The 17,382-nt window shown below is 72.9% G+C and carries 21 protein-coding genes; 17 read left to right on the top strand and 4 right to left on the bottom strand.

The window, feature by feature from the left end:
• From QQZ14_RS10850 to QQZ14_RS10840, 3 genes are read left to right on the top strand one after another with little or no spacing between them, the layout of a single operon-like run.
• Positions 1–339: an ArsR/SmtB family transcription factor gene (locus QQZ14_RS10850; RefSeq protein WP_284534285.1), complete on the top strand. Its 339-nt coding sequence runs from the start codon at positions 1–3 to the stop codon at positions 337–339.
• A gap of 1 nt (position 340) precedes the next feature.
• Entirely contained in the window at positions 341–985 is a 645-nt protein-coding gene (locus QQZ14_RS10845) for a dihydrofolate reductase family protein (RefSeq protein WP_284534284.1), read from the top strand.
• 9 nt (positions 986–994) lie between these two features.
• The gene (locus QQZ14_RS10840; RefSeq protein WP_284534283.1) at positions 995–1,456 is read left to right on the top strand and encodes an SRPBCC domain-containing protein; all 462 of its coding nucleotides are present in this window, start codon (positions 995–997) and stop codon (positions 1,454–1,456) included.
• Between the two features lie 15 nt (positions 1,457–1,471).
• On the opposite strand, the gene QQZ14_RS10835 is transcribed toward QQZ14_RS10840, so the two are convergent.
• Positions 1,472–2,098 carry a response regulator gene (locus QQZ14_RS10835; RefSeq protein WP_284534282.1) on the bottom strand — a complete coding sequence of 209 codons (627 nt, stop codon included), beginning with the start codon at positions 2,096–2,098 and terminating at the stop codon, positions 1,472–1,474.
• A complete protein-coding gene (gene macS / locus QQZ14_RS10830) occupies positions 2,095–3,228 on the bottom strand; it encodes a MacS family sensor histidine kinase (protein ID WP_284534281.1) in 1,134 nt (377 codons plus the stop codon). The genes QQZ14_RS10835 and macS overlap by 4 nt, the downstream gene beginning before the upstream one ends.
• A gap of 99 nt (positions 3,229–3,327) precedes the next feature.
• On the opposite strand from macS, the gene QQZ14_RS10825 reads away from it, so the two are divergent.
• Positions 3,328–3,618: a YiaA/YiaB family inner membrane protein gene (locus tag QQZ14_RS10825; protein ID WP_284534280.1), complete on the top strand. Its 291-nt coding sequence runs from the start codon at positions 3,328–3,330 to the stop codon at positions 3,616–3,618.
• A gap of 246 nt (positions 3,619–3,864) precedes the next feature.
• On the opposite strand, the gene QQZ14_RS10820 is transcribed toward QQZ14_RS10825, so the two are convergent.
• Positions 3,865–4,098: a hypothetical protein gene (locus QQZ14_RS10820; RefSeq protein WP_284534279.1), complete on the bottom strand. Its 234-nt coding sequence runs from the start codon at positions 4,096–4,098 to the stop codon at positions 3,865–3,867.
• A gap of 54 nt (positions 4,099–4,152) precedes the next feature.
• On the opposite strand from QQZ14_RS10820, the gene QQZ14_RS10815 reads away from it, so the two are divergent.
• The 8 genes from QQZ14_RS10815 to QQZ14_RS10780 all read left to right on the top strand — a co-directional run bounded on the left by QQZ14_RS10815 (position 4,153) and on the right by QQZ14_RS10780 (position 12,436).
• The gene (locus QQZ14_RS10815; RefSeq protein ID WP_284534278.1) at positions 4,153–5,061 is read left to right on the top strand and encodes a DICT sensory domain-containing protein; all 909 of its coding nucleotides are present in this window, start codon (positions 4,153–4,155) and stop codon (positions 5,059–5,061) included.
• Positions 5,062–5,123: 62 nt separating this feature from the next.
• Positions 5,124–7,100, top strand: a complete 1,977-nt coding sequence (locus tag QQZ14_RS10810) for a clostripain-related cysteine peptidase (protein WP_284534277.1) — start codon at positions 5,124–5,126, stop codon at positions 7,098–7,100.
• A 57-nt stretch (positions 7,101–7,157) separates the two neighbouring features.
• Positions 7,158–8,297 (top strand): glycerophosphodiester phosphodiesterase, encoded by a 1,140-nt coding sequence (locus QQZ14_RS10805; protein ID WP_284534276.1) that lies wholly within the window; start codon positions 7,158–7,160, stop codon positions 8,295–8,297.
• Positions 8,298–8,326: 29 nt separating this feature from the next.
• On the top strand, positions 8,327–9,712 hold the full coding sequence (locus QQZ14_RS10800) for a M15 family metallopeptidase (RefSeq protein WP_284534275.1): 1,386 nt from the start codon (positions 8,327–8,329) through the stop codon (positions 9,710–9,712).
• A 43-nt stretch (positions 9,713–9,755) separates the two neighbouring features.
• Positions 9,756–10,010 carry a hypothetical protein gene (locus tag QQZ14_RS10795; RefSeq protein ID WP_284534274.1) on the top strand — a complete coding sequence of 85 codons (255 nt, stop codon included), beginning with the start codon at positions 9,756–9,758 and terminating at the stop codon, positions 10,008–10,010.
• 10 nt (positions 10,011–10,020) lie between these two features.
• Positions 10,021–10,440, top strand: coding sequence for an HIT family protein (locus QQZ14_RS10790; RefSeq protein WP_284534273.1), 420 nt, complete (start codon positions 10,021–10,023; stop codon positions 10,438–10,440).
• Between the two features lie 92 nt (positions 10,441–10,532).
• Complete coding sequence (locus tag QQZ14_RS10785; RefSeq protein ID WP_284534272.1) at positions 10,533–11,300, top strand: SDR family NAD(P)-dependent oxidoreductase; 768 nt, start codon at positions 10,533–10,535, stop codon at positions 11,298–11,300.
• Positions 11,301–11,398: 98 nt separating this feature from the next.
• A complete protein-coding gene (locus tag QQZ14_RS10780; RefSeq protein WP_284534271.1) occupies positions 11,399–12,436 on the top strand; it encodes a DUF3048 domain-containing protein in 1,038 nt (345 codons plus the stop codon).
• 12 nt (positions 12,437–12,448) lie between these two features.
• Here QQZ14_RS10780 and QQZ14_RS10775 read toward each other — a convergent pair whose 3' ends face one another.
• On the bottom strand, positions 12,449–13,153 hold the full coding sequence (locus tag QQZ14_RS10775) for a TetR/AcrR family transcriptional regulator (RefSeq protein WP_284534270.1): 705 nt from the start codon (positions 13,151–13,153) through the stop codon (positions 12,449–12,451).
• A gap of 136 nt (positions 13,154–13,289) precedes the next feature.
• Here QQZ14_RS10775 and QQZ14_RS10770 point away from each other — a divergent pair, with 136 nt between their 5' ends.
• The 5 genes from QQZ14_RS10770 (at position 13,290) to QQZ14_RS10750 (ending at position 17,340) form a co-directional block, all read left to right on the top strand.
• Entirely contained in the window at positions 13,290–13,823 is a 534-nt protein-coding gene (locus tag QQZ14_RS10770; protein ID WP_284534269.1) for a hypothetical protein, read from the top strand.
• A 144-nt stretch (positions 13,824–13,967) separates the two neighbouring features.
• Positions 13,968–14,525 (top strand): YqgE/AlgH family protein, encoded by a 558-nt coding sequence (locus QQZ14_RS10765; RefSeq protein ID WP_284534267.1) that lies wholly within the window; start codon positions 13,968–13,970, stop codon positions 14,523–14,525.
• A 118-nt stretch (positions 14,526–14,643) separates the two neighbouring features.
• Positions 14,644–14,895: a DUF3039 domain-containing protein gene (locus QQZ14_RS10760; RefSeq protein ID WP_284534556.1), complete on the top strand. Its 252-nt coding sequence runs from the start codon at positions 14,644–14,646 to the stop codon at positions 14,893–14,895.
• On the top strand, positions 14,892–16,676 hold the full coding sequence (locus QQZ14_RS10755) for a DEAD/DEAH box helicase (RefSeq protein ID WP_284534266.1): 1,785 nt from the start codon (positions 14,892–14,894) through the stop codon (positions 16,674–16,676). Before QQZ14_RS10760 ends, QQZ14_RS10755 begins: the two co-directional genes overlap by 4 nt.
• A 25-nt stretch (positions 16,677–16,701) precedes the next feature.
• Positions 16,702–17,340: an IclR family transcriptional regulator gene (locus QQZ14_RS10750; protein WP_284534265.1), complete on the top strand. Its 639-nt coding sequence runs from the start codon at positions 16,702–16,704 to the stop codon at positions 17,338–17,340.
• The last annotated feature ends 42 nt before the right edge of the window (positions 17,341–17,382 follow it).

Genomic DNA, 17,382 nt, shown 5'->3' with positions numbered 1-17,382 from the left:
ATGCCTAAGTATCACGACGACCTCGACGCCGTGCTCCGCGCCCTCGCGGATCCGACGCGCCGGGCCGTCGTGGAGCGGCTGGCGACGTCCCCGGCGGTCGTGTCGGAGCTCGCGGCGCCGTTCTCGATGGCGCTCCCGTCGCTGATGCAGCACCTGCGCGTCCTCGAGGACGCGGGCGTGGTCACGTCGGAGAAGCACGGACGCGTCCGGACCGTGAGCCTGCGGCCGGGGGCCCTCGACGTCCTGCACCTGTGGCTCGGCGAGCAGCGCACCCCCGCCGAGCACCAGGCCGACCGGCTCGCCGTCCACCTGACCCGCACCACCCCGAAGGAGACCTGACATGACCCGCGTCCGCATCGACCTGTTCAGCTCGTTGGACGGCTACACCGCTGCCAACCCGACCCCGGAGAGCCCCATGGGGGAGGACTGGGACCGCCTCACGGCGGCGTACGTCGCGACCCGCACGATGCGCGAGCGCGTCTTCGGCGACACCAGGGGCGCGGGCACGACCGGCGTCGACGACTCCTACGCCGCCGCGTTCTTCGAGGGCGTCGGCGCCGAGATCATGGGCGCGGCCATGTTCGGCCTGCACTCGTTCCCCGACGACCCCGACTGGAAGGGCTGGTGGGGTGAGGAGCCGCCGTTCGGCACCCCGGTCTACGTCCTCAGCCACACCGCGCCCCGGCCGTCGATCCCGATGCAGGGCGGGACGACCTTCCACTTCCGCAGCGGCGCCATCGAGGACGTGCTCGCCGAGGCGGCCGAGGCCGCGGGCGGCCGCGACGTGCGCGTCGGCGGCGGCATCAGCACCGCCCGCGAGTTCCTGCGCGCCGGCCTGGTCGACGAGCTGCATGTGGGGATCGCCCCGGTCCTGCTGGGCCGCGGCAACCGGGTGTGGGACGACCTGCGCGGCCTCGAGCTCACCCACAAGGTCACGTCGGAGGTCGCGGAGAGCGGCACCGTCCACGTCACCTTCACGCGGTAGGACGCGCGGATGACGATCGAGCGCCGGCTCGCCCGCGCCGGGTTCACGCTGACCCGTGACTACCCCGTCCCCGTCGAGCGCGTCTGGGCCGCCTTCGCCGAGGAGGACCAGAAGCTGGCCTGGTTCGGCGACGACGACGCCTTCGAGCGCGGCGAGTGGGCGTTCGACTTCCGCGTCGGCGGGCGCGACGTGGCCGAGGGGGCGTTCCACGACGGCCCGGTCTCGCGGTACGTCGCCACCTACACCGACATCGTCGAGCACGTCCGCATCGTCACGACGTACGACATGTGGCTCGACGGGGACCACATGTCGACGTCGGTGGCGTCGTTCGAGCTCGAGCCGGTCGCCGACGGCACCCGCTTCACCCACGTCGAGCACGGCGTCTTCTTCGACCGGTTCTGGGCCGACGGCCCGGGCCGCGAGGCCGGCAGCCGTGGCCTGCTGGACCTGCTCGGCAGGCACCTCGCCTGACTCCGCCGCCTGCGACTACTCCTCGTCGAGGCCGTGCTCGATCGCGTAGCGGGTCAGCTCGACCCGGTTGTGCATCTGCAGCTTGCGCAGGGTGTTCTGCACGTGGTTCTGCACGGTGCGGTGGGAGACCACCAGACGGTCCGCGATCTGCCGGTAGGACAGGCCCTTGGCGACCATCTTGAGCACCTCGGTCTCGCGCTCGGTCAGCGGCGTCTGCTCGGTGTCGCGCTGGAACTCGCCCAGCACCAGCCCCGCGAGGCCGGGCGTGAACACCGGGTCGCCCGCGGCCACCCGGCGTACGGCGTCCAGCAGGTCCTCACGCGAGGCCGACTTCACCAGGTAGCCGGTGGCGCCCGCCTTCACCGCCGCGAGCACGTCGGTCTGCTCGCCCGAGGCGGACAGGATCAGCACCCGGGTCTCCGGCGACTGCTCCGCGATCGCCGCGGTCACCGCGACCCCGTCGGGCTCCGGGATCTGCAGGTCGAGCAGCACCACGTCCGGTCGGGCGGCCGGGAACCGCGCCATCGCCTCGCGGCCGTCCGCGGCCGTGGCGACCACGTCGAGGCCGGCGTCGGACAGGTCACGCTCCACCGCCTCGCGCCACAGCGGATGGTCGTCGACCACCATCACCCGGATGCTCATGGCGCTGAGCCTAAGGGGACGACCAGCTCCCACTCGGTGCCGAACGACCCGGTGGTCAGCTCGGCGGTGCCGCCCAGGTCGGCGACGCGGCCGCGGACCGACGCGGTCACGCCCAGGCGGCCCTGGGCGGCCGCCTCCTCGAGCCGGCCGGGCGCGATCCCGGGCCCGTCGTCGCGCACCGAGAGCTCGACCCGGTCAGCGAACGCCTGGAGCAGCACCCACGCCGGTGCGTCCGGGCCAACGTGGACGCGGACGTTGTCGAGGCACGCCTGGACCGCGGCCACCAGCTCGCGCCCGACGACCGCCGGCACCTCGACCGGCGTGCCGGGGGTCGAGACCGTGACGGCGTACCGCCGCTCGAGGCCGGTCAGCTCCGCTGCGAGGTCGACCGTTCCCGCCGCGACCGGCGCGAACTCGTCCTGCGCGCGGATCAGCCGCCGCAGCTCGCGCTCCTGCTCGCCCGCCAGCCGGCCCAGCTCGGCCGCGTCGCCCCCGAGCTCGCGGCCACGCCGCTGGACGAGCGCGAGCACCTGCAGCACGCCGTCGTGGACGGCCCGGGCGAGGCGGGCGCGCTCGGCCGCGACCGCCGCGGTGCGCTCCGCGGCCTCTCTCTCGGTGGCCATCTGCTGCACCGACCCGGACATGAACCCGACGATCGGCCCGGCGATCACCAGCAGGAACGCGTTGCCGTAGTCGGACTGCGCCACGTCCTGACGCTGGGCGAGGTCGGCGGTCGCGAGCACGACGCCCGCGGCGAGCCCGCCCTGCCAGCGGTAGTGGATCGACCAGCTCAGGAGCGCGCCGACGATCCAGAAGCCCGGGAGGCTCGAGGTGAAGTCGTCCCCCTTCACCAGTGGCGAGAGCAGCAGCAGGCCCAGCGCGAGCGCCAGGTCGGCCCCGAGGACCGTAGGCGTACGCCGGCGCGGCTCCGTGCACGACCAGGTGACGACCGCCGTCCAGACGACCATCGCCGCGATGCAGACGGCGCCCAGCACCGGGCGGGCGAAGTCGTCGGCGTGGTAGATGCTCAGCCCGACGGTGTTGAGGAGCACGATCGTGCGCAGGACGGCGAGCGCGCGGAACAGCCGGTTCTCGACCGCGACCGCGGCGGGGGAGTGCGGCGTCCTCACGAGCCGCAGTGTCGCACTGCCCACGGCGAGGCGGTGCCCGGTCGCGATCTGAGTACGCGTGCTGATGTCACGACGCCGACGCTCCGGTGGGATGAGGCAATGGAATCCAACGCACCCACCACCAAGAACACCAGCGCCTTCTTCGCCCAGGCCGGCATCGCCTTCGGGGTCTCCCTGCTCACGATGCTGGTGGCGATCTTCTACCTCCCCAGCGACCCGTGGCCCAAGGCCTTCCTCGCCCTCGGGACCCTCTTCCTGACGACCTCGGCGTTCACGCTCGCCAAGTGCGTACGCGACGCTCAGGAGACGCAGTACGTCGTCTCCCGCCTCGACCAGGCCCGCATCGACCGGATCCTTGCCGAGCACAACCCGTGGAAGGAGGTCGGCTGACCCGTCCACGCGCCGATCGACGGGACCACCACGGCGCGCGCGAAGTCTTCACCCGAAAGTCATAGACCGGGTGGCGCCCAGGTCTTCCATTTCTCCCGAGTTCGGAGTATTCAATAAGACAGCAGTCCGGCAGGCCTCGGAATCGCCCTTACGCAGCGGTGATGCCCGGGGCCTCGTCGTGTGAGGCTCCCCGGTGGCATCAGGCCCGGTCGAAGCCCCTCCAGCCTCGGCTGTGCGGCGCGGCGGTCAGGCCGCCGGGCTCGCGTCGGTACGCCGACCCGCCTGCTCGGTCAGCAGCGCGAGCACCCGCACCCGGCCCTCGGCGAGGTCGCGCGGCCAGCGGTGCGTGAGGGCCGCGAACGCGCGGACCACCGCGATCTCCGCGCGGTGCTGGTCGGGGTGCAGGCAGCAGGCCAGCCGCCACGCGGCCGAGATCGTGGCGTCGTACAGCTCCTCGGGAGAGGGTGGGGGCGCGGTCATCGGGGTCCTCCCCGGGGTTGGCTTAAACAAGGTGTTGAGGTTTAGAGTACAACTATGAACATGGCGTTGAGTTCTGCGCAAGAGGGTAGCCTCACGATCGGCGACCTCGCCGAGCGCACCGGCGTCGCTCCGGCCACCCTGCGGATGTGGGAGCAGCGGCACGGCTTCCCCGTGCCGATGCGCCTGGCGAGCGGGCACCGGCGCTACCGGACCACGGACGCCGACGTGGTCCAGGACGTGCTGCGCCGCCGGGACGACGGGGTGCGGCTCGACGTCGCGATCGAGCAGGCCGTCGCGCGGTTCGTGGAGCAGGCGCGGCCGTCGGCGTCCTCGGTCTTCGCCGAGCTCGGCCGCCGCCACCCGCAGCTGGCCGCCCACCGTCTGCACAAGACCTCGCTGATCGCGCTCTCGTGGGCGATCGAGGACGAGTTCTGCGCCAAGGCGACCCGGCCGCACCTGTTCGGCGCCTTCCAGCGTCCCGAGTTCTACGACCCGTCCCGGTCGCGCTGGCGCGAGCTGGCCCGCGTCGCGCGCTCGGCGTACGTGTTCGCCGACTTCGCGCCGGCCCGTGATCCCGGTGACTCCGTCGGCCCCGTGGAGGTGGCCCTCGCCGCCGATGCCCCGCTGCGCCGCGAGTGGGTCGTCGTCTGCGACTCGGTCGAGCTCTCGGCCGCGCTGTCCGCCTGGGAGCTGCCCGGGCAGCAGGACGTCCCCGACCACGAGCGAGTCTTCGAGGCCGTCTGGACGGTCGACCCGGTGGCGGCGCGCGACGCGGCCCGGGTCTGCGCCGCAATGGCGCAGCACGCAGACGCCCGCGACGCCGCGACCGCGGTCGCCGAGCTGGCTGCCGCGGCGCCGCGCGAGCACGCCGACCCGGCGGCCGTGACCACGCTGTTCAACCGCGTGGTGGCGTACGCCGACGCCGTGTCGTGGCGCGACCGCCACCGAACCGCTCAGGACTAGATCTCGTGGAGCAGATCCGGCGTTCGCCGGACGGGCAGGCGGAGCCCACCTAGCCTCGCGGGATGCTCCCTCCAGCTTCGCGACGCTTCGGCGCGCCCACCGCGCTCGCCGCGAGCCTCACCGCCGCTCTCCTGTTGCTGACCGCCTGCAGCGGCGGCGGCTCGGACGACGGAGGCGACGAGGGCGAGACGCCCGCCGCCGGCCACACCGGCCGTGAGGGGGACGGATGGACCGTCCTGCACTACTCGATGGCGGACACCAACCTCGAGCCGTTCATGGCGGCCGACGTCAACGAGCTCGGCGCGGTCGGCTCGAACGACAACCTCCAGATCCGCGAGTTCATGGACCGCTCCGCCGGGTACGGCGAGGACGAGGTGCTCGACCAGGGCAGCTGGGTCGGCAGCCGGGTGCTCGACCTGGGCGCGGACGGCACCACCGAGGTGGTCGAGGATCTCGGCGACGTCGACTCCGCCGACCCCGCGGTGCTCGCGTCGTTCATCGCCGACGGCATCGAGGCGCACCGCGCCGGCCACTATGCGCTGGTGATCTCCGACCACGGCGCCTCCTGGCCCGGCATCGGCCCCGACGAGGGCAGCGACTACGACGTGCTCGACCTCGCCGAGATCACCGACGCGATCTCGACCGGCCTCGAGGAGGCCGGCGTGGACAAGCTCGACCTGCTCGGGTTCGACGCCTGCCTGATGGCCAACTTCGAGGTCGCGACGGCCGTCGCGCCGCTGGCCGACCGGCTGGTCGCCTCGCAGGAGCTCGAGCCCGGCCACGGCTGGGACTACGGCTCGCTGCAGCTGCTGGCTGACGACCCGGACGCGACCGTGGACGAGCTCGGCGAGGAGATCCTGGCCGGCTTCGAGGGTCAGGCCGCGGACCAGGGCACCCAGGACCAGATCACGCTGGCGCTGATCGACCTGACCAAGATGGACACCGTCGACGACGCGGTCGCCGGGTTCGCCACCGCGCTCACCGAGGAGTCCACCGACGTCGCGCCCGTGGTCGGCCAGTCCGAGGCGACCACGCTGGCCTTCGGCAAGAGCCCCGACGAGACCCAGGACAAGCACCTGAGCGACCTCGGCCTGCTCGCGGCCGCGATCGGCGAGGCCGCGCCCGAGGTGGCAGAGCAGGCCGACGCCGTGGTCACCGCGCTCGACGACGCCGTGGTCGACTCCGTCGACGGGCTCGGCACCGCCGGCGCCACCGGGCTGTCGATCTACCTCCCGCCGGTGGCCGGGCTCGCGGACCCGGCGTACGCCGACGTCTCCACATCGGCTGACTGGGCGGGCTTCCTCGACGCCTACTACACCGCCGGCGAGGCGATCCCGGCTGCGGAGCAGCCGGAGTTCACCGACCCGGCCGCCGGTCCCGACGTCGGCTTCGACGACGACGGCAGCATCACGCTGACCGGCACGTTCGACCCCGCCGGCCTCGAGAACATCACCGAGGCCACGATCAGCTATGCGCTCGTCAACGACGACGACTCGATCACCTATCTCGGGGAGGAGGTCGCCGACTTCGCCGACGACGGTGCCGCGCCCGAGGCGTCGGGCAACTACGACCTCACGGTCATGGAGATCTCCGACGGCGAGGACTCGGCGTACGCCTATGTCGACCTCGGCCTCAGCGACGACCTCAGCACCGCGTTCTTCGACGTGCCGCTGACCTACTACGCATCCACCGACCGGCGCGGCAAGCACCCGATCGACGCCCAGCTCTCGCTGGTGCTCGACATCGAGGCCGGGAAGTTCACCAGCGAGACCGTCTACGTCTACGACGAGACGTCGGGCGGGTACGGCGAGCTCGCCCCCGACCCCGAGGGCATCCTCGTGCCCGACGTGCTCACGATCGGCGCGGACGGCGAGCAGACCTGGGAGCCCACGACCGACGTCGGGCTCTACGCCGACGTCGCGAACCTGACCTACGAGTTCGTGCCGCTGGAGTCGGGGACCACGATCCAGGCGGACCTCACGCTGTACGACTTCGGCGGCAACACCAGCACGCTCAGCTCGCTGGTTGAGGTGCCGTAGCGCGAGCGTTCACCTGCGCCTCGCCGGGCGGCCACCTCGCCTCGTTTGGGTGAGGTCATGACCTCTCGGACCCTGCTGGCCGCCGCGGCGGCGGCGCTCCTCACCCCTGCCCTGACCTCCGTCGTGATCAGTGCGCCGGCCGCCGGACAGCCTGGCGACGGCCACGGCCACCATGCCGTCAGCCAGCTGCGCACCCCGCTCGTCGTCGGCCACCGGGGCGCCTCGGGCCACCGGCCCGAGCACACCCTCGCGTCGTACCGGAAGGCGATCGAGCTGGGCGCCGACTACGTCGAGCCCGACCTGGTGTCCACGAAGGACGGGGTGCTGGTCGCCCGCCACGAGAACGAGATCAGCGGCACCACCGATGTCGCCGACCACCCGGAGTTCGCCGACCGGCGGACCACCAAGGTCATCGACGGGCGCCCGGTCGCCGGCTGGTTCACCGAGGACTTCACGCTCGCCGAGCTGAAGACCCTGCGCGCCAAGGAGCGGCTGCCGCAGGTGCGCCCGCAGAACACGCAGTACGACGGGCAGTTCGAGGTGCCCACCTTCGCCGAGGTGCTGCGGCTCGTGCGCGCGGAGTCGAGGCGGACCGGCCGGACGGTCGGGCTGGCCCCCGAGACCAAGCACCCGACGTACTTCGACTCGATCGGCCTCTCGCTGGAGGAGCCGATGCTGCGCACGCTGCACCGCTACGGTTTCGACAAGCCGCGGTCCAAGGTGCTGATCCAGTCCTTCGAGGTCGGCAACCTGCGCCAGCTCGACAAGATGACCGACCTGCCGATCGAGCAGCTCGTCGACGCGGCCGGTGGGCCCTACGACCAGGCCGCCGCCGGCACGCCCGTGACCTACTCCTCGATGCTCACCCCCGACGGGCTGCGTGCGGTGGCGCGGTACGCCGACTGGCTCGGGCCCAACAAGGACCTGGTGCTGCCCCGCGACGCCACCGGCGCCACGGGGGAGCCGAGCACGCTCGTGCCCGATGCCCACCGGGCCGGGCTGCGTGTCGTGATCTGGACCATCCGCGACGAGAACCAGTTCATGGCCACCAACTTCCGCACCGGCGCCGATCCCGTCGCCAAGGGCAACGTGCACGACGAGATCCTGGCGTTCCTCGACGCCGGTGTGGACGCGCTCTTCGCGGACTACCCCGACTCCGCGGTCGCGGCCCGCGACGACTGGCTCGCCGCGCGTTAGGACCCAGCGCTCGGGGGAACAGTGCCCGCATGCATCTCGGGCATGCGGTCGCTGTCGGTCTCCTCGCCATCGTGGTGGCGGTGGGTCTCGTCTCCCCGGCACTCGCGGCACCGGCCGCCACCGAGCTGACGCTCGCGGGCGACCCGGCGCACGCCGACACGGACACCGCCCTGCGGGTCCGGGTCACGGACGGGGGAGGAGCGCCGGTCGCAGGCGCCGAGGTCACCCTCGAGCGCAGTGTCTCCGGGGCCTGGACCCCCGTGGCGACCGCGACCACCGACGCGGACGGGCGCGCGACCCAGACGGTCAGCCTCAGCCGGAGTCCCGGTGACAACGTCTTCCGGGCGACGTACGCCGGCGACGACGCCCACGAGCCGGCGACCCGGGAGACCCAGGTCGACCTGAAGCGCCGGGCCAGCCGGGTCGTCCTCGGCGGCCCGGACCAGGTCGTCGACGGGCGGTCCGTGGACGTCACCGTCCGGTGGACCACGAGCGGGGGCGCGCCGGTGCCCGGGCGGGTGAAGGTGCTCCGCTCGCTGGACGGCGGGCGGTGGCGGCTCGTGCGCACGCTCACGACCGGGGACGACGGCCGGGCCCGGCTCACCACGACCCCCCGGCGGGACTCGCGCTGGAAGGCCCGGGCGGTGCGCCAGGCCTGGGTCGAGGGCGACCGCAGCGTGGTGCACCGGATCGACAACCTGCCCCCGGGCAGGCCGGTCCGGCTCCCGCGGGCCGCACCGCGGCCGCGCGTCCACCTCCCGGCGCAGCCGCGGGCCGTCGGCGAGGGAGCCAACGTCGTGGTCACGCGCATCCCCGACGGGATCTGGCGGCAGATGGCCGGCGTCTCGTGGCACCGCGGCTGCCCGGTCGGTCGCGCGGGCCTGCGACTGGTGCGGGTCAACTACTGGGACTACGACGGCTACCCGCGGCGCGGCGAGCTGGTCGCCGGCGCCTCGGCCGCACGCGCGATGGGTGCGGCGTTCGCGGAGATGTACCGCCGCGAGCTCCCGGTCCGGGCGATGTACCGCGTCGACCGGTTCGGCTGGGGGAGCCGGTCGCGCGGCGGCAACGACTACGCGTCGATGTCGGCGGGGAACACCTCGGCGTTCAACTGCCGCGACGTCACCGGTCGGCCGGGGGTCCGCTCACCGCACAGCTACGGCCGCTCGCTGGACGTGAACACGTGGGAGAACCCCTACCGCTCGGCGCGGGGCACGGTGCCCAACCGGTGGTGGCAGTCGCACTCGCACCCGCGGGTGGCCTGGCGCTCGCGCTCGCACCCGGTGGTGGCGCTGATGGCCCGGCACGGCTTCCGCTGGACCTACGGCCTCGGGGACACCCAGCACTTCGACTACGTCGGCAGCCGGGCCCGGGCGGCCGTCCTGCCGCGGCCCTGCGACGAGCTCTGCGACTGACGGTGCTCCCAGGGGTCCACCCCGGGCCGCTACTGTCCCGGGCATGGTCGCCTTCCTCGTGGCCGGGGTGATCCTCGGCGTGCTGGCCCGGGTGCTGCACCACGACCCCGACGATCCGGGGGTGCCGGTCACCCTCGTGCTCGGCGTGGCCGGTGCCGCGGCCGGCGGCGCCGGGATGAACCTGGTGCTGGGCGAGTCGCTCACCGACCTCGACGCCTGGAGCTTCACCGCCGCCTGCATCCTGTCGTTCGTGCTGCTCGGCCTGCTCGAGGGCGGCGTGGGCCGGAAGCGGCCATGAGAGCACCGTCATGAGTCCGGACTGCGTCTTCTGCGCGATCGTCGCCGGCGACGTGCCCGCGGACGTGGTGCTCGAGGACGCCGGGTTCGTGGCGTTCCTCGACCGGCGGCCGCTGTTCAAGGGCCACACGCTGCTGGTGCCGCGCGAGCACGTGGTGACCCTGCCCGACCTCCCCGCGGCGCTGCGCGACGGCTTCCTCGCCGCGGCGCAGCGGCTGGCCACGGCCATGGTCGACGGCCTCGGCGCGCAGGGCAGCTTCGTGGCGATGAACAACGTCGTCAGCCAGTCGGTCGCCCACCTGCACCTGCACGTGGTGCCCCGCACCAAGGGTGACGGCCTGCGCGGGTTCTTCTGGCCGCGCACGACCTACGCCGACGGCGAGGCAGGGGAGTACGCCGAGCGACTGCGCGCCGTACTCGCCCAGGTCTGAGCCCCTCGGTTACTGACCGGTTCGGGGTGACCTAGTGTGTGGTGGCGACGGGTCCGACCGCCGGGCCCGCCGGACCACGAGGAGTCACACCCATGGGCCGTTTTGACGGACGTGTCGTCGTCGTCACCGGAGCCGCGCGCGGCATCGGGTTCGGGACCGCCACCCGGTTCGCCGAGGAGGGCGCCTCGGTCGCCGTCCTCGACCTCGACGAGGCCTCGGCCGCCGAGTCCGCCGCGAAGCTGCCGGTCACCGGCGGAGCGAAGGCGGTCGGCATCGGCTGCGACGTCAGCGACAGCGCCGCCGCGGAGGCCGCCGTCGAGCGCGTCGTCGCCGAGCTCGGCGGCATCCACGTGCTGGTCAACAACGCCGGCATCACCCGCGACAACCTGCTGTTCAAGATGACCGACGAGGACTGGGACCTGGTCATCAACGTCCACCTGCGCGGCGCGTTCCTCATGACCCGCGCCGCCCAGAAGCACTTCGTGGCCCAGAAGTACGGCAAGATCCTCAACCTCTCCAGCGTCTCCGCCCTGGGCAACCGCGGACAGGCCAACTACTCCGCGGCCAAGATGGGCATCCAGGGCTTCACCCGGACGCTCGGCATCGAGCTGGGCCCGTTCGGCATCAACGCCAACGCGATCGCCCCCGGATTCATCGCGACCGAGATGACCGACGCGACCGCGGCGCGCCTGAAGATGGACGTCGAGGAGTTCCGCAAGCTCAACGCCGAGGCCAACCCGGTGCGGCGCGTCGGCTACCCCGAGGACATCGCGGCCGCCGCGGCGTTCCTGTGCAGCGACGAGGCGTCGTACATCACCGGCCAGACGCTGTACGTCGACGGCGGCGCCAAGCTCGGGTAGCCGAGCGGACCACCCGTGGCGCGCCTCCCCACCTGGCGAGGCCGCGGCTGCACACTTGAAGTCGACCAGTTCACACGAGTTTGAAACGGAGCGTCCCCGTGCGCCGTGCCACCCTGACCCGCACTCCCTCCCTGGCGCCCCTGGCCGCCCTGCTCGTGACGGCGAGCCTCGTGCTCGCCGGCTGCGGCGGAGGTGACGACCCCGGCGACGACAAGACGCCCGCGTCGCAGGACGTCGAGGGCGCCGACGAGGTGGCCGCGAACTGGCCGCTGACCGGGCTGCCGGTGACCGGCGACGACGAGGTCGAGCAGGACCACCCGGTGCTGGTCACCAAGATGGACAACACCTACGCGAGCGCGCCGCAGGTCGGCCTCGGCTCGGCCGACCTCGTGGTCGAGGAGCTCGTCGAGGGCGGTCTGACCCGGCTCGCGGCGTTCTACTACTCCCAGATCCCCGAGCTGGTGGGGCCGGTGCGCTCGATGCGCGCCAGCGACATCGGCATCGTCTCGCCGGTCGACGGCACGATGGTCACCAGCGGCGCCGCCGGCCAGACCATCGCCCGGATCAAGAAGGCCGGGATCCAGTTCTTCCAGGAGGGCGCGAAGGGCTTCGAGCGCGACAGCTCGCGGCGTGCGCCGTACAACCTGTTCGCCCACCTCACCGAGGTCGCGGCCGAGGCGAAGGTCGACGCGGCCCGTCCCGACGACTACCTGCCGTGGGGTGCCGAGGAGGACTTCCCGAAGGGACAGCCGGCGAAGTCGATCGCCGCGGTCTTCGGCGGCGGTCACACGACGAACTGGACGTACGACGGCAAGGGCTACGTCAACGAGAACAGCTATGCCGCCGACGACGACCAGTTCCCGGCCGACACGGTGCTGGTGCTCCGGGTGACCGTCGGCGACGCCGGCTACCTCGACCCGGCCGGCAACCCGGTGCCGGAGACGAAGCTCGAGGGCAAGGGCGAGGCGATGATCTTCCACGGCGGCCGGTTGGTCCGCGGGACCTGGAAGAAGACGGGGCTGGACTCCGCGATCTCGCTGTCGACCAAGGCGGGGGAGCTGAAGGTCCCGGCCGGTCACACCTGGATCGAGCTGGTGCCGGCCGCGAACGGCGACGTCACCTTCGCCAAGAAGTAGCCCGGGCGGCCGTCAGTCGACGGTGTCGATGACCTCGCCCGAGGGCAGCTCCACGCCGCTCTCAGCCAGAGCCTGGAAGCCGGCGAGGATGAAGCCGATGGCGGTCTCGACGTTCGCCGCGGCCTCGATCGGGTCGGGGGCGCTCGAGACCGACTCGCCGGCCGAGGACATCGCCCCGAAGAAGATCCGCGCGAACGTCTGCTGCAGCGCCTCGTCGAGCTCCCACTTGCCGGCGGCCAGCACCGACTGGACGATCTCGAGCACGTTGGCGAACGTCGAGCGCTCCTCCTGCTCGCGGTAGCGCTCGTAGCCGAGCACCGAGGGGCCCTCCTGGATCACGATCCGGCGGTAGCGGGCCTCCCGCACGACCTCGAGGAACGCCCGGAGCCCGGCCTGGGCCTTCTCCCACGGGTCGCGGTGGCCCTTGAGAGCCTTCTGGATGGCCCGGGCGGCGTCGCTCTCCACGCGCTCGAAGACCGCCTCGAACAGCGCCTGCTTGCCGCTGTAGTGGTGGTAGAGCGCGCCCTTGGTGACCCGCGCGCCCGCCACGATCGCGTCCAGCGAGGTCGCGGCGTAGCCGTTCTCGGTGAAGAGCTCCTCGGCGACGTCGACCAGTGCCCGCTTGGTGGAGGCGGAGTACTGCTGGCGGCGGCTGGCCCCGGGCACGGCCACGCCGGGCACCCGCGGCACGAGCTTGGAGACCGAGGACTTGCTCATAGTGACGGGAGCCTAATGCGTACTGCCGGTACGGGTGACCACCGTCACCGCGAGGCGGATTGCGTACCGTCGGTACGGTTACGTACCGTGGGTACGTACTTACGGTATGTGCCGTGCCCCCTCGAAGGAGCAGACCATGACCTGGAAGTCCTTCCACTCTCGCGGTGAGATCCTCCGCGACGTCATCACCACCGCCAACGGCCGCCGCGACGGCCTCCTCCCGCTGGACGTCGACGGCGTCGCCGAGACCTTCGGTGACGAGCTGACGCTCCTCGGGGCCCTCCAGCTGCGCTGGCACACCCGGCTCGCGGGCCGGATCGACCGCGAGCTCATGCAGCAGCCCATGGACCTCGAAGGCGCCGTCGTCGCCGCCTGGCACGCGACCGCCGACGAGCTGCCCGGCGTGCTCGCGATCGTCGACCACTACCGCGCCGAGCCGCAGGACGCGGCGATGGCCGACGCGATGACCAAGTCGGCCACCAAGGAGCGGATCATGCTGGCGATGATGGCCGGCCGGGTCAGCGCCCCCGACCAGGCCGCCGCCCGGGTCGGCGCCGCGATCGAGGCCCAGGCGCGGGCGACGTACCGCCCGGTCCGTCCGCAGCCCACCTCGCGCCGCGCCGCGCACCCGCGGCTGCTCGCCCGGCTCAAGGCGGCGCTGGCCGCCTGAGCCCACCCGGACCGACAGCCCCGACCCGGCGCGCCCTCCCTCCCAGCGGACCCTCCCAGCCGCGAACTCCCAGCGCCGGGCCGGGGCTGTCGTCTGCCCGCGCCCATCCAGGCGCCGTCGGGGCCCGTGGGTGATGATGGGGGCATGACCGAGGCGCGGGCCGGGATGCTGCTGGTGGCGACCCCTGCCCTGCTCGACCCGAACTTCGCCGACACCGTGGTGCTGCTGCTCGACGTCGACGAGCAGGGGGCCCTCGGGGTCGTGCTCAACCGGCCCTCGGCGGTCCCCGTCGACGAGGTCCTCGAGGGCTGGGGCGAGGTCGTCACCGAGCCGGAGGTGCTGTTCCAGGGCGGCCCGGTCGGCCTGCAGGGCGCGCTCGCGGTCGCCACCCTGGCCCGCCCGGACGACGTCCCGGTCGGCTTCCGCGTCGTCGACGGGATGCTCGGCCTGGTCGACCTCGACGCACCGATCGAGCTGCTGCGCGGTGGTCTCCACCGGCTGCGCATCTTCGCCGGCTACGCCGGCTGGGGCGCCGACCAGCTGCGCGGCGAGATCGAGGAGGGCAGCTGGTACGTCGTGCCCGGTGAGCCCGGTGACGTCTTCCGGCCCGACAGCGCCGAGCTGTGGCGCGACGTGCTGCGGCGCCAGCCCGGGGAGATGGCCTGGAACTCCACGCGGCCCTTCGACCCCGACCTCAACTAGCTTTCGCACGGGGGAGGCGGAGGGTTTCGGCTGCTGGCAGCCGATCCCCGCAGCCGTCCGCCGCGGAGGAGGGGCCGGGCTGTCCGCCGGCTCGATTACAGTGGGGGCCGTGACCACCATCGGCTTTTCGACAGACACCGATGTCCGCGAGGACCGGCGTACCGTCCCGACCGACGAAGGTGACCACGAGCGGTTCTCCCACTTCGTCGACAAGGACAAGCTCACCGAGGCCATGGTGATGGGGACCCCGGTCGTCGCGTTGTGCGGCAAGGTGTGGGTGCCCAGCCGGGCTCCGGAGAAGTTCCCGGTCTGCCCGGAGTGCAAAGAGGTCTGGGAGTCGCTCCGCGACGAGTCGGGCAAGAACGCGTGACGGGTCGGCCCGAGGCCGACCCCCAGCTCGCGCTGACTCCGGCCTGGCCGGAGCGCGCCGCATGGGGGACGGCGCCGTCGCTGCGTGCGTGGCAGTCCGCGGCGATGCGTCAGTACTTCGCCGAGCTGCCACGCGACTTCCTCGCGGTCGCCACGCCCGGGGCCGGCAAGACGACCTTCGCGCTCTCGGTCGCGGCCGAGCTGCTCGGGCGGCGGATGGTCGACCGGATCACGGTCGTCGCCCCGACCGAGCACCTCAAGCTCCAGTGGGCCGAGGCCGCGGCCCGGGCGGGGATCCCGATCGACCCGACGTACGCCGCGGGCAAGGGCAAGACCTCGCAGGACTTCGTCGGCATCGCCGTGACCTACGCCGGCGTGGCGGTCAACCCGCTCGCGATGCGGATCCGCACCGAGCGGTTCAAGACCCTGGTGATCCTCGACGAGGTGCACCACGCCGGCGACGCGCTGAGCTGGGGTGAGGGGGTCCGGGAGGCGTTCGAGCCTGCCGCTCGGCGGCTGGCGCTGACCGGCACGCCGTTCCGCTCCGACGTGAACCCGATCCCGTTCGTCACCTACGCACCCGGACCCGACGGGGTCCCGCGGTCGGTGGCCGACTTCACCTACGGCTACGCGCACGCGCTCGCCGACCACGTCGTCCGCCCGGTGCTGTTCATGGCCTACTCCGGAGAGATGCAGTGGCGCACGCGCGCCGGTGACGAGATCGCGGCCCGGCTGGGCGAGCCGCTGACCAAGGACCTCACGGCGCAGGCGCTGCGCACCGCGCTCGACCCGAGCGGATCCTGGATCCCGTCGGTGCTCGCCGCCGCCGACAGCCGGCTCACGGAGGTACGCCGCCACGTCCCCGACGCCGGCGGCCTGGTGATCGCCACCGACCAGGACTCGGCGCGCGCCTACGCCAAGGTGCTCAGGCAGGTCAGCGGCGAGCCGGCCACCGTCGTGCTCTCCGACGAGAAGCTCGCGTCGAAGAAGATCTCGGAGTTCACCGACAGCGACCGGCGCTGGATGGTCGCGGTGCGGATGGTGTCCGAGGGCGTCGACGTGCCCCGGCTGGCGGTCGGCGTCTACGCGACCACCACGTCCACGCCGCTGTTCTTCGCCCAGGCCGTCGGCCGCTTCGTGCGCGCCCGGGGCCGGGGCGAGACCGCGTCGGTGTTCCTCCCGTCCGTGCCGAGCCTGCTGGGGTTCGCCTCGGAGATGGAGGTCGAGCGCGACCACGTGCTCGGCCGCCGGGTCAGCGACGAGGGCGACATCTTCGCCGCCGAGAACGATCTGCTCGCCCAGGCGAACGCCGGGGAGACCGCCTCCGCCGAGCTCGAGACGTCGTGGGAGGCCCTCGGCTCCGAGGCGAGGTTCGACCGGGTGCTCTTCGACGGCGGCGAGTTCGGCCACTCCGGTGAGGTGCACGTCGGGTCGGAGGAGGAGATGGACTTCCTCGGCATCCCCGGCCTGCTCGAGCCGCACCAGGTGCGGGAGCTGCTGCAGACCCGGCAGAGCGAGCGGGCCCGCAAGCAGAAGGCCGCGGCACCCGACCAGAGCGACTCGGTCGCCGAGGTCTCGACCCACGAGCACCTGGCCACGCTGCGCCGCGAGCTCAACGGGCTGGTCGCCGCCTGGCACCACCGCACCGGCCAGGCGCACGGCATCACGCACGCGGCCCTGCGCAAGGAGTGCGGGGGACCGGCGGCGGCGGTGGCCACCGCCGACCAGCTCCACTCGCGGATCGACAAGCTCCGGGAGTGGGCGCTCCGCAAGACCTCCTAGCTCCGGCGTCCCTACACTCGGAGGCGTGCCGGCCGAGACCTCCCAGACGCTCGACCGGGGGCTGCGGGTCCTCGACGTGCTCGCGGGGTCCCCGGACGGGCTCACGATCACCGAGCTCGCGGGCCGGCTCGAGGTCAACCGCACCGTGGTCTACCGGCTGGTCAGCACGCTGGAGCAGCACGCGCTCCTCCGCCGGGACCCGCGGGGCCGGCTGCACGTGGGGCTCGGCGTGCTGCACCTGGCCTCCGCCGTGCAGCCGGTGCTGCGCGACCTCGCCGTACCCGTGCTCCGCGAGCTCGCGGAGGCGGTCGGCTGCACCGCGCACCTCACCGTGGCAGACGGTGAGGAAGCCCTCGCGCTGGCGGTGGTCGAGCCGTCCTGGACCGACTTCCACGTCAGCTACCGCGTGGGCTCGCGGCATCCGTTGACCCAGGGCGCGGCCGGTAAGGCCATCCTGCTCGGCCGGCGCGGTGACCCTGCGCCGTTCGCGGTCACCGTGGGGGAGCTGCAGGCCGGAGCGCGTGGGCTCGCGGCTCCCGTGCGCGGCGTGGACGGGCTCGAGGCGAGCGTCGGCATCGTCACGCTGGGCAGCGACGTCGACGTCGACACGATCGCGCCGCTGGTGTGCCGGGCTGCCGAGGAGGTCGCAGCCCGGCTCTCCTGAGCCAGGCCCCGACCTCCCCCCATACCGCCCCGGCGGACCGTT

Source organism: Nocardioides sp. T2.26MG-1, from assembly GCF_950101795.1.
Classification (GTDB): Bacteria; Actinomycetota; Actinomycetes; order Propionibacteriales; family Nocardioidaceae; genus Nocardioides.
This window is presented reverse-complemented; position numbering and strand designations above follow the sequence as displayed.

Coding starts and splice junctions, on each gene's coding strand:
- QQZ14_RS10805 (WP_284534276.1), top strand. CDS start 7,158: ATGACCTCTCGGACCCTGCTGGCCGCCGCGGCGGCGGCGCTCCTCACC.
- QQZ14_RS10810 (WP_284534277.1), top strand. CDS start 5,124: ATGCTCCCTCCAGCTTCGCGACGCTTCGGCGCGCCCACCGCGCTCGCC.
- QQZ14_RS10770 (WP_284534269.1), top strand. CDS start 13,290: ATGACCTGGAAGTCCTTCCACTCTCGCGGTGAGATCCTCCGCGACGTC.
- QQZ14_RS10850 (WP_284534285.1), top strand. CDS start 1: ATGCCTAAGTATCACGACGACCTCGACGCCGTGCTCCGCGCCCTCGCG.
- QQZ14_RS10785 (WP_284534272.1), top strand. CDS start 10,533: ATGGGCCGTTTTGACGGACGTGTCGTCGTCGTCACCGGAGCCGCGCGC.
- QQZ14_RS10815 (WP_284534278.1), top strand. CDS start 4,153: ATGAACATGGCGTTGAGTTCTGCGCAAGAGGGTAGCCTCACGATCGGC.
- QQZ14_RS10845 (WP_284534284.1), top strand. CDS start 341: ATGACCCGCGTCCGCATCGACCTGTTCAGCTCGTTGGACGGCTACACC.
- QQZ14_RS10825 (WP_284534280.1), top strand. CDS start 3,328: ATGGAATCCAACGCACCCACCACCAAGAACACCAGCGCCTTCTTCGCC.
- QQZ14_RS10765 (WP_284534267.1), top strand. CDS start 13,968: ATGACCGAGGCGCGGGCCGGGATGCTGCTGGTGGCGACCCCTGCCCTG.
- QQZ14_RS10820 (WP_284534279.1), bottom strand. CDS start 4,098: ATGACCGCGCCCCCACCCTCTCCCGAGGAGCTGTACGACGCCACGATC.
- QQZ14_RS10790 (WP_284534273.1), top strand. CDS start 10,021: ATGAGTCCGGACTGCGTCTTCTGCGCGATCGTCGCCGGCGACGTGCCC.
- QQZ14_RS10840 (WP_284534283.1), top strand. CDS start 995: ATGACGATCGAGCGCCGGCTCGCCCGCGCCGGGTTCACGCTGACCCGT.
- QQZ14_RS10800 (WP_284534275.1), top strand. CDS start 8,327: ATGCATCTCGGGCATGCGGTCGCTGTCGGTCTCCTCGCCATCGTGGTG.
- QQZ14_RS10835 (WP_284534282.1), bottom strand. CDS start 2,098: ATGAGCATCCGGGTGATGGTGGTCGACGACCATCCGCTGTGGCGCGAG.
- QQZ14_RS10795 (WP_284534274.1), top strand. CDS start 9,756: ATGGTCGCCTTCCTCGTGGCCGGGGTGATCCTCGGCGTGCTGGCCCGG.
- QQZ14_RS10775 (WP_284534270.1), bottom strand. CDS start 13,153: ATGAGCAAGTCCTCGGTCTCCAAGCTCGTGCCGCGGGTGCCCGGCGTG.